This is a genomic window from uncultured Aureimonas sp. (assembly GCF_913775355.1).
GTDB lineage: Bacteria > Pseudomonadota > Alphaproteobacteria > Rhizobiales > Rhizobiaceae > Aureimonas.
Genome location: NZ_CAJYIU010000168.1, coordinates 1 through 9,864, shown reverse-complemented (window position 1 = coordinate 9,864; position 9,864 = coordinate 1). Strand labels below are relative to the sequence as shown.

10 protein-coding genes are annotated in these 9,864 nt (G+C 67.8%); 8 read left to right on the top strand and 2 right to left on the bottom strand.

Translation table 11 applies throughout. The features are described 5' to 3' along the window. Positions 1–864, bottom strand: an 864-nt coding sequence (locus QZ753_RS10900; protein ID WP_294643643.1) for a zinc-binding alcohol dehydrogenase, incomplete at its 3' end; no start/stop codon positions are given. A 454-nt stretch (positions 865–1,318) separates the two neighbouring features. Between QZ753_RS10900 and ribA the strand changes: the two genes are divergently transcribed. The 8 genes from ribA to QZ753_RS10860 all read left to right on the top strand — a co-directional run bounded on the left by ribA (position 1,319) and on the right by QZ753_RS10860 (position 9,229). Beyond that, entirely contained in the window at positions 1,319–2,302 is a 984-nt protein-coding gene (gene ribA / locus QZ753_RS10895; protein WP_294643642.1) for a GTP cyclohydrolase II RibA, read from the top strand. A gap of 5 nt (positions 2,303–2,307) precedes the next feature. Beyond that, positions 2,308–3,093 (top strand): CDP-alcohol phosphatidyltransferase family protein, encoded by a 786-nt coding sequence (locus tag QZ753_RS10890; protein ID WP_294643640.1) that lies wholly within the window; start codon positions 2,308–2,310, stop codon positions 3,091–3,093. Next, positions 3,090–3,869, top strand: coding sequence for an FkbM family methyltransferase (locus tag QZ753_RS10885; protein WP_294643638.1), 780 nt, complete (start codon positions 3,090–3,092; stop codon positions 3,867–3,869). The genes QZ753_RS10890 and QZ753_RS10885 overlap by 4 nt, the downstream gene beginning before the upstream one ends. A 62-nt stretch (positions 3,870–3,931) precedes the next feature. Beyond that, complete coding sequence (locus QZ753_RS10880) at positions 3,932–5,512, top strand: sulfatase-like hydrolase/transferase (RefSeq protein ID WP_294643637.1); 1,581 nt, start codon at positions 3,932–3,934, stop codon at positions 5,510–5,512. Continuing rightward, positions 5,509–6,267 carry a RibD family protein gene (locus QZ753_RS10875; RefSeq protein ID WP_294643635.1) on the top strand — a complete coding sequence of 253 codons (759 nt, stop codon included), beginning with the start codon at positions 5,509–5,511 and terminating at the stop codon, positions 6,265–6,267. Before QZ753_RS10880 ends, QZ753_RS10875 begins: the two co-directional genes overlap by 4 nt. Positions 6,268–6,402: 135 nt before the next feature. Next, the gene (locus QZ753_RS10870; RefSeq protein WP_294643633.1) at positions 6,403–6,933 is read left to right on the top strand and encodes a TadE/TadG family type IV pilus assembly protein; all 531 of its coding nucleotides are present in this window, start codon (positions 6,403–6,405) and stop codon (positions 6,931–6,933) included. Between the two features lie 8 nt (positions 6,934–6,941). Beyond that, positions 6,942–7,481 (top strand): TadE/TadG family type IV pilus assembly protein, encoded by a 540-nt coding sequence (locus QZ753_RS10865; protein WP_294643632.1) that lies wholly within the window; start codon positions 6,942–6,944, stop codon positions 7,479–7,481. A 38-nt stretch (positions 7,482–7,519) separates the two neighbouring features. Then, positions 7,520–9,229 carry a pilus assembly protein TadG-related protein gene (locus tag QZ753_RS10860; protein WP_294643629.1) on the top strand — a complete coding sequence of 570 codons (1,710 nt, stop codon included), beginning with the start codon at positions 7,520–7,522 and terminating at the stop codon, positions 9,227–9,229. Positions 9,230–9,328: 99 nt separating this feature from the next. Here the strand turns inward: QZ753_RS10860 and QZ753_RS10855 are convergent, their stop codons facing one another. Next, complete coding sequence (locus QZ753_RS10855; RefSeq protein ID WP_367171507.1) at positions 9,329–9,775, bottom strand: tyrosine-type recombinase/integrase; 447 nt, start codon at positions 9,773–9,775, stop codon at positions 9,329–9,331. Positions 9,776–9,864: the final 89 nt, after the last annotated feature.

Sequence of the window (9,864 nt, the reverse complement as noted above, 5' to 3'; positions counted from 1 at the left end):
GATGCGGTGGCAGAGCGTATCGGGGTCGGAGAGGATGACGGCGTAGTCGCGGTCGAGGTGCCCGAAGGCGCTTTCCCCGGAGAACATGCGATCGAGACGCGGATCGGCGAGGAGCGCGAGCGCGGTGCCGAGGCGTCGCCCGGTGGTCCAACGGGCCTGGCGGTCCGCCGGAACGCGCCCGACCTGCGAGGACACGAGGCGCAGCCGCCGGGAATGGAACGCGCCGCCGAGCGGAACCGTGACGTCTTGTCGCCCGAACCAGCTGGCTTCCACGACCCGCGCCTCGAGCCCCGCGCACTCGATCGCCGCCGACAGGCCCTCCGGCCACCCGGATGCGTGGACGACGACGTCCCGGTCCGCCGGAAGCTCAGCCGGGGCGACGAGATCGCAGCCCCATCCCGCGAGCGCCCGGCGCCGCGCCTCGTTCGGATCGGCCAGCGTCACCTCGGTACCGGGAATGCGGGCGCAGAGGTACGCGACGAGGCAACCGATCAGGCCGGCGCCGACGACCGCGACGCGATCGCCCGGCGCGACGGCGGCGTCCCAGACGATGTTGAGGGCGGTCTCCCTGAACGGGGCGAGCACCGCCCGCTCGGGCGGGACACCTTCCGGCACCACGCGGAACGCCGCAGCGGGTACCGTGAAGCGCTCCTGATGCGGGTGCAGGCAGAACACCGCGCGGCCGACCGGGGCATCGTCCCCGTCCTCGACGCAGCCGACGACGCTGTAGCCGTACTTCACGGGGAACGGGAACGCGCCCTCCTGAAGAGGTGCGCGCATCCGCTCGTACTCTTCCTCCGGCACGCGGCCCTCGAACACCAGCCGTTCGGTTCCACGGCTGATCGCGCCGAATTCACTGCGCACCCGCCACTCGCCGGGCTGCGGCACCGGGGCGACGCTTCGACGCAGAACCGCCCGGCCGGGCGCCTCGATCCACAGAGCCTGAGGTTCCGCCTCAGCTTGAATGTCCGTTAACTCAATGGTTTGCCGGGCAACGATGACCGTGTCTCCGATTGGCGACCAGTCGCCGGGGTTACCCTGCGACCGGCCCTCATCACGTGCTTGTTCGCGACCCAATCTGGATAAAAAGCAGGCGTCGTCTAGCTGTCATGGAGGAGCGGACCGGCGGGCCAACGCCGTGCGAGCGCTTCGTTTCATGGGGTTCGAGGAGTAGCAGGCGATGAGCGAGGGCAGTTCCGACATCCTCTTTCGGGATGAAACCCACTCAGAGTTCGCCAAGGTGAACACGGAACGTGCGGTTTCAGAACTCCGCTACGGCCGGACGGTCCTCTTGCAATCGGGCGGGGCCGAACATGCCGTGCTGTCCATCGACGCGGCCGCCCCCGGCGACGTCGAGCGCTTCTTCGGCGACACGCCGGACGAGGTCGGCCTCTTCCTCAGCGCGCATCGGGCGCGGGCGATCGGCATCTCGACGATCGGTCCGGTCTGCCTGAAGACCGGCGCGGCGGATCTTCCCGACCTGTCGCGGATCGCCTTCGGCGCTGAGACGCGTTTTCCCGGCGACTGGCGGCCGGCCTCCGAGCTTGCTGCGCTCAACGACCTCGCCCGGCTCGCGCTCCTCCTGCCGGCCTTCCTGGTGCGGCCCGCGCGCGCCGAAGACCGGATCGGCGGGCGGTGTCTGTCGGTCTCCGACGCCGAGGTGCGCACGGCACTCGTCGAGGAAACCCGCTTCACGGAAATCGTCCGCACGGCGGTTCCGCTGCGCGATATCTCGGACTGCCGCTTCGTGGTGTTTCGTGGCGGCCTCGCGCAGCGCGACCAACTGGCGATCATGGTGGGTGAGCCCGACCTGTCGCGGCCGGTGCCGGTGCGCATCCATTCGTCCTGCATCACGGGCGACCTCTTCGGTTCTCTGAAGTGCGACTGCGGCGACCAGCTGCGCAACGGGCTTCAGCTGATCGCCCAGCGTGGCGGCGGCGTGCTCCTCTATCTCGACCAGGAAGGCCGCGGCACGGGACTGGCCGCCAAGATGCGCGCCTACGGCCTGCAGCACGAGGGCTTAGACACGATCGACGCCGACGCGCAGATCGGGTTCGAGCCGGACGGGCGCCGCTACGGCGCGGCGGTGGCGATGCTGCGCTCGCTCGGCATCGGCTCGGTGGAACTGATGACCAACAACCCAACCAAGATCGCCGCACTTCAATCGGCTGGCATCGAAGTCCAGGCGCGCACGGCGGTGCTCGGCACGGTGACCGCCGAGAACCAGAGTTACCTCGTGACCAAGGCGCGCCGCGCCGGCCATCTTCTCGACTGGCCGGCCATCGCAGCCAAGCTCGGCTGACACGCATGCGCTTCGACCCGATCCATCTTCCGGCACGGGCCGGAGCGCGCCTTCCCGCCGCGACACCCGCCGACGCGCCGAGCCTGCCGGGCGCCTGCACAACGCTGGCCGCGACCGCACTTCTCCTGACGATCGCCGCCAGCCTTCTCGTCTCGCATGCCGGGCTCGGCTGGCAGACCTTGCCGCTGTCGCTCGCGCTCTTCCTGCCGACTGTCGGCTTCGTCGTCTGGCGCCTCGACGACCATCGCCATGGCCGCTTCGGTCCCGCCAATATCGTGACGACGGCCCGCGGCGGCATGGCGGCCGTGATCGGGGCCTGTGCCTGTGAATACGGACGGCTGACCGCGACCGACGGGGCCCTGCAGTGGCTGCTTGTCGGATCGGCGCTTCTCGCACTGGCACTCGACGGGATCGACGGGTTCCTGGCACGCCGTTCCGGGCTCGCGTCGCCGTTCGGCGAACGGTTCGACATGGAGGTCGACGCCTTCCTGATCCTAATCCTGTGCGTTCTGGCGCTCGCCTGCGACAAGGCGGGCGTCTACGTGCTGGCGATCGGACTGATGCGATACGCGTTTCTCGGATGGGCGGCGCTCGACCCGAGGCTCGCCCGGCCGCTCGCCCCCTCGATGCGGCGCAAGACCGTGTGCGTCCTCCAGATCGCGCTTCTCTGCGTGGTGCTCCTGCCGCCCGTGCCGTCGCCCGTTTCGGACGCGCTGGCGGTTCTGGCGCTCGGTCTCCTCACCTGGTCGTTCGCGATCGACATTCGCGCGCTCCTGAGCCGCTCCGCATGAGCCGGCGACTTCTCTCAAAGGTCGGCGTCGACCCGGCCACGTTCGGCCTCTGGCGCTCGATCGTCGTCTACAACGGCCAGCCGTGGCGTCGGCGCGGGATCGACCGGTTCCTGTCCGCGCTGGTGCGACCGGGCGACCTCGCCTTCGACATCGGCGCCCATGTCGGCAGCCGCGCCCGCGGGCTGGCGCGGGCCGGGGCGCAGGTCGTGGCCTTCGAACCGCAGCCCCTGTTCGGCGACTATCTCGCCCGCCGCCTCGATCCCGCGCGGATTCGGCTCGACCGGCGCGCGGTCGGCCGCGAGCCGGGCCGCGCGACGCTCGCGGTCTCGGCCTATCACCCCACGGTCTCGACGCTTTCCAGCGACTGGCGCGACCGGGTCGCGGCGGACGACGGCTTCCGGCACGTCGAGTGGGACGGCCGCGTGTCGGTCGAGGTGACGACCCTCGATCTCCTCATCGAGGAATACGGCGAGCCCGCCTTCTGCAAGAGCGACGTCGAGGGCCACGAGGCCGAGGTGCTCGCCGGCCTGTCGCGACCGCTGCGATGCATCGCCTTCGAATACACGCCCGCGACGCTGGACCTTGCGACTCGCTGCATCGACCGGCTGGCCTCGCTCGGCCGCTACGAGTTCAATCTCGTGATCGGCGAGGAATCGCGTTTCCGCCTGCCCGCATGGATGCCGCCGGAAGCGTTCGGCGCGCGTCTCGCCGAAGAGGCTGCCCGCAACCGCCGCTCGGGCGACGTCTACGCGCGCCTCGTGGAGAGACCGGCTTGAGCCGGCACGACCGACAAACCGCAGGGGAGGCCGGGCCCGAACGGAGCGTCCCACGCCTGCGCGTGGCCCTGCGCGTCGGCCTCGGTCTCGTGCTCCTCCTCGTCGTCTTCGCCCTCCCGCCGCGACCGGGGCCGATCGGCGACCTTCGGTTTCCGGTCGAGTGGTTCTGGATCGTCGGAGCCCTCACGCTCGTCCGGGGCCGTGGCTTCGGCCTCCTCGCCGCGCTCGTGCTGGCCTTCGCGGCGTCCACCACCGTCCTGAGGCTTGCCGACTGGGGGACGATCGCCGCTTTCTCGCGCCCCTTCGATCCGGTGGTGGATCGATCGATCCTCGTGGCAGGCTGGCACCTCCTGTCCGGAACGATCGGCAACGGGGCGGCCTTCGCAGCGTTGGGGTCAGCCGTCGTCCTGTTCCTCTGCCTCGTCCTCATCCTCGCCTACGGCCTGTCCGGCGTGCGACGGCTGGCGGGGCGCACCCGCGCGGCGTTGGGGATCGCGACGCTCGCGGCTGGTGCGCTGGCGACCATCGCGCTTGCCCTTATGCCCGCCGATACGCTGTCGGTGTCCGCCGCGTTGTCGGCCTATGCCGGCGAGAAGTTCGCTGCCGCCCGCCAATCCTACGCGGCGCAGGCCGCCTTCGCGCGCGAGGTGGCTAGCGACCCGCTGCGCGACGCACCGCCCGAACGGCTGCTCGCAGCCCTCGACGGGCACGACGTCCTCCTCGTGTTCGTCGAATCCTACGGCCGCAGTGCGATCGAAAACCCCCTGTTCGCGCCGCGCACGCTGGCGCGTCTCGGCGCGGTCGAGGCCGATCTCGCGCGCGTCGGCGTCTTGGCACGCAGCGGCTGGCTGCGCTCGCCGGTGGCCGGCGGGCAGAGCTGGCTCGCGCACGGGACGATGCTGTCGGGCCTCACGATCGACAACCAGACCCGCTACGAGAGCCTGCTCCAGAGTGACCACGAAAGCCTCAACGCGCTGTTCCGGGGCGCGGGGTGGCGGACGGTCGCGGTGATGCCGGCGATCACCATGCCCTGGCCGGAGGCCGGCTGGTTCCGCTACGACGAGATTCTCGCCGCGAAGGACCTCGACTATCGCGGCCGGCCGTTCAACTGGGTCACGATGCCCGACCAGTTCACCCTCCTGCGCATCGGCGAGATCCTCCAGCGCACAAGCCAGCCGGTGATGCTGCAGACGGCGCTGATCTCCAGCCACGCCCCTTGGACGCCGATCCCGACGATCGTGCCGTGGGAGACGATCGGCGACGGCCACGTGTTCGACGCGCAGGCGACAAGCGGCGTCGCGCCCGAGGTGCTGTGGCGCGACCCGCAGCGGGTGCGCGAGAACTACGGCCTGTCGATCGACTACGCGATCGAAGCCGTCGGCGCCTTCGTCGACCGTTTCGCGCGCGATGCCGTCGTCATCGTCGTCGGCGACCACCAGCCGGCCGAACTCGTGACCGGCCCCGACGCGACGCGCGACGTGCCGCTGCACATCCTCACCGCCGACCCGCGCATTCTCGATCGCCTCGACGGCTGGGGCCTCGTGCCCGGCATGGTGCCGGGACCGGCCGCGCCGGTCCTGCCGATGCAGGACTTCCGGGAGCGTTTCGTGCGTGCCATGAGCGGCGGGGACCACGCGTCATGAAGCCTGTCGACGTGTCCGAAGAGGTCTGGGCGTCGCTTCTGGCGCTGCGCGACGGAGGGGCAGGGGATTTCGCTCATGCCGATGACCCCGCCTGGTCGATCTACGAGCCGCTGGCGCGCCGACGAGGCGGCAGCTTCGTGCTGGCGCAGGTCGGACAGAGCCTCGACGGCCGCGTCGCCACGGTGGACGGGGACGCCGCGCCGATCTCGGGACCGGACGGTTTCGCGCATCTTCATCGCCTGCGTGCGCTGTCGGACGCCGTCCTCGTCGGTGCTGGCTGCGTGGTGGCCGACGATCCGCGCCTCACGGTGCGCGAGGTCTCGGGACCGTCGCCGGTGCGGGTGCTGATCGATCCGAGCGCCCGCATTCCGGCGGACGCCCGATGCCTCTCGCCGGAGACCCGGACCATCCTCGTGCGCGCGGACGGCTGCGGGGCGTCGACGTCTCACGAGACGATCCGCCTGCCGCGCGGCGACGACGGACGCCTCTGCACGGTGGCGCTTCTCGATGCGCTCGGCGAGCGCGGCTTGCACCACATCCTCGTGGAAGGCGGTGCCGCGACGATCCGCCACTTTCTGGAGGCCGGCGTCGTCGACCGTCTGCACGTCTGTATCGCCCCGATCATCATAGGTTCCGGCGCGCCGGGCCTGGCGCTGGCGCCGATCTCGAAGCTCTCCGGGGCACTGCGACCGCAGACGCGCGTGTTCGCCCTCGGAAGCGACACCCTCTTCGACTGCGCGTTCGATCGGAGCTGACGGGCGACTGCCCATCAATTGTTTGCGCACTCACCGATTCTGACCAAACGGTTTAAGGCCCCGTTAGAACCTGAAAGCCCACAACTCGTCCGCATGATGCGGCGGTTGATCAGGTCATCGGGGAGTCCACATGGAGTGTCCGGCGGTTTTCGCCGCGACACGCGAGGGAACGCGGCCGTCGAGTTCGCCCTCATCGCGTTTCCGTTCTTCTTCCTGCTTCTCGCGATGATCGAGACCGCGCTGGCGACAACGGCCGGCGTGATGCTCAACAATGCGGTGGGATCGGCGGCCCGGCAGGTGCTGACGGGGGCCGTGCAGAAATCCGACATGGATGCCGACGGCTTCCGCAAGATGATCTGCGGCAACATCGACCTTCTCATGTCGTGCGATCGCCTGAGCCTCGACATGCGCACCTATCCGGCCGGAACGCCGTTCTCCGGCCCGGTCTCCCTGCGCGATGGCTCCGTCGACGACACGTCGTTCTGCTTCGACCCTGGCCGCCAAGATACGATCACCGTGATCCGCGCCTACTACGAATGGCCCTGGACCACGTCGGTCCTCAACCAGATGACCGAGAAGACCAACGGGAACCTCATCCTCGGGGCCATGGCCGCCTTCATGAACGAGCCGTTCGGCGGGGCCGTCTCGTCCAAAGCCAACTGCTGAGGCGGGCGATGACGGGTCAAGCTCGCCTGATGCGCCTGTTGCGCGACCGATCCGGCACGGCGGCCGTCGAGTTCGCGATCATCCTGCCGGTGATGCTGGTTCTCTACCTCGGCGCCTTTGAGGCCTCCCACCTGATCATGACCAAGCGCAAGGTCGAGAGCGCAGCCGAAGCCGTAGGGGGGATCGTCGCCCGCTCGCCCGAGATGAACATGACGCGCCTGAAGAACGTGCTCCTGGTCTTCGACGGCATCGCCGGCGACGTCGAGGGGGAGGATCCCAAGGTCACGATCACCACCGTGAAGACGGACGCCAGCGGCAAGGCGACCGTGGACTGGCAGCGCGTCGGCACGGCGGCGGGCGTCGCCTCGGGCACGCCCTACCAGCTTGCCGACAATCTGGCCGGGCTGGCCGACGCCTACTTCGTCGTCACGAGGGTCGAGTACCGCTTCGACCCGACCTTCGACGTCGGAGGTGTGTTCGGCGGCGTCAAGTTCGATCGCACCTTCAGCTTCCGGCCTCGCAAGGGCGCGGAGGTCGCCTGGAAATGACCGCGCGCCCGCGCCGCCGCCCCGAACGAGGACCTGCCGTGAGCATCATCCGCTCCTTTGGACGCGCCACCTCCGGCAATGTCGCGATGATCTTCGCGCTGACCCTGCCCGTCATCATCGTTGTGAGCGGCATGGCCGTCGACACGTCCCAGGTCGAGGAGGCGAAATGGAGCTTACAGAGTTCCGCGGACGCTGCCGCGCTCGCCGCCGCCAAGCAGTTCGGCAAGACCAAGGATCCGGTCGAGCTGGAGAAGTGGGCGAAGTCGCTCTTTTTCGCCAACGAGGGCAACGACGACAAGGACACGCGCTTCACCTACGAGGGGGTGACGCGCGTCGACGGGAACAACGTCGTGCGCGTGTCGGCGACGCGCGACGTGCCGACCTTCTTCGGCAAGGCCGTGAAGGCCGTCACGGGCGGGAAGGTCGATCTCGAGACCTGGCACCTTTCGGTCGCGAGCGAGGTGATCGTCGCCAACCGCACGGTCGAGCTGGCCCTGGTGCTCGACAATTCTGGGTCGATGCAGAACCCGCCCGTGGGCGGCACGACGCCGAAGATCACCACTTTGAAGGATGCGTCGCAGAAGCTCGTCAAGCAGATGCTGTCGACCTATCCGCAGGCCAATTCGACCGATCCTGTCCGTATCTCCGTCGTGCCCTTCGCCGCGTCGGTAAATGTCGGGGTAAAATTCCCCGCACCCAGTTGGATCGATACTGCCGGCCTCAGCGACGCCAACAAAGATGATTTCGATTGGGGCATACTTCCGACATCGAAGTATCTTTTTTTCGAGAAGCTCGCCCTACGCAATCCGTCATGGAAATGGGGAGGTTGCGTTCAATCGCGACCTCTCGGCTACGCCGTGACTGATGACGAGCCAACGATCGCAAAGCCCAATACGCTCTTCGTGCCGTTCCTGTCGCCGTCCGAATACGATTGGACCAGTCCGTCGCTCGAAAGCGTGCGGAACGACTACATCTCTATTTCCGGCTCATACAAGAATGATAAGGAGGCGCTCGAGGCACAACGCGACGCTTCCAGATATTTGGTCAAAAGTCTGACCTACAAAGACAAGAAGGGCCCAAACAACGGCTGTACCACCGCTGCAATCACGCCGCTGACCGCAGCCCAGTCAACCGCGCTCAATGCTGTGTCTGGTATGATAGCCAGTGGTGGTACGAACATTGGCGAAGGCTTGGCCTGGGGTTGGCGCACGCTCACCAGTGGTCAGCCGTTTTCGGAAGGCCGTGCGCGCAATACGAAGGAGAATCTGAAGGTCATCGTGCTGATGACGGATGGCGAGAATACATACAACGCAGCCTACACGTCCGGCGAACAGATCGAACTGACCAACGCTAACAAGTCCCAGTTCGGTACCTACGGCTTCGGTCAGTATCTCGGCGCGGATAACAAGCTGTACAACGGCCGCATGTTCGACGCGACCAAGACGACGGCCGCCAAGCCCGCCATCGCCAACATCACGGCGGCGATGAACGAGACGATGAGCATCACCTGCGAGAACATCAAGAAGGACGGCACGAACGACGAGGGTGGCGACGGGATCGTGATCTTCTCGATCGCCTTCGACCTGAAGGACGGCAGCCCGATCAAGGACCGCCTGCGCAACTGCGCCTCGAACGGCATCGACGGGAAAAGCAACAAGCTCTACTACGACGCCAAGAACTCGAACGACCTGCTTCTGGCCTTTTCGGCCATCACGGACGAGATTTCCGCTCTGCGCATCTCGCGCTGAGCCGGGTGGGCCCGGCAGGACAGCCGAGATAGAACGAAATCAGCCGGTTAACAGGTCGCGTTAGCCAGGCCAGTTCCGCCTCTGTTCGTCGATCCGGGGCTAACTCTTCTGCCGAAGGCGCACGACATGGGCCATGCCATCGCGCGACAGGCGCGACCGCTCGGCATCGAGGGAATACAACTCGGCGTGCTCGATGTCGTCATGGCCGAGGACTTCCATCAGCTGGCGCGTCGAGGCGCCGCTCTCGGCGAGGATGCGGCCGAGGGTCTTGCGCAGGCCGTGCAGGGTGCAGCCGGGTTCGCATCCCGCGGCCTTCGTCCAGACCTGCATGCGCTCGCCGAGCGCCTTGTCGAAGAACGGCTTGCCGTAGCGCGTGAAGAGGATCGTCTCGCCGCGTCTCTCAGTGGCGTCGAGGACCTCACGCAGCATCGGCGTGATCGGCAGGACGACCTTCCGCTCGGTCTTCGCCGTCTGCTCGATCTCGACGGTCTCCCTCTTCACGTCCGCCCATTTCAGGCGGACGAGATCAGAGCGGCGATGGCCCAGCCACAGGCCGAGCGCGTAAACGAGGCGCGGCGTCGAGCCGATCGGCCAGCGTGTCTCGTACTTCTTCAGTTCTTCGTCGGTCCAGGCGC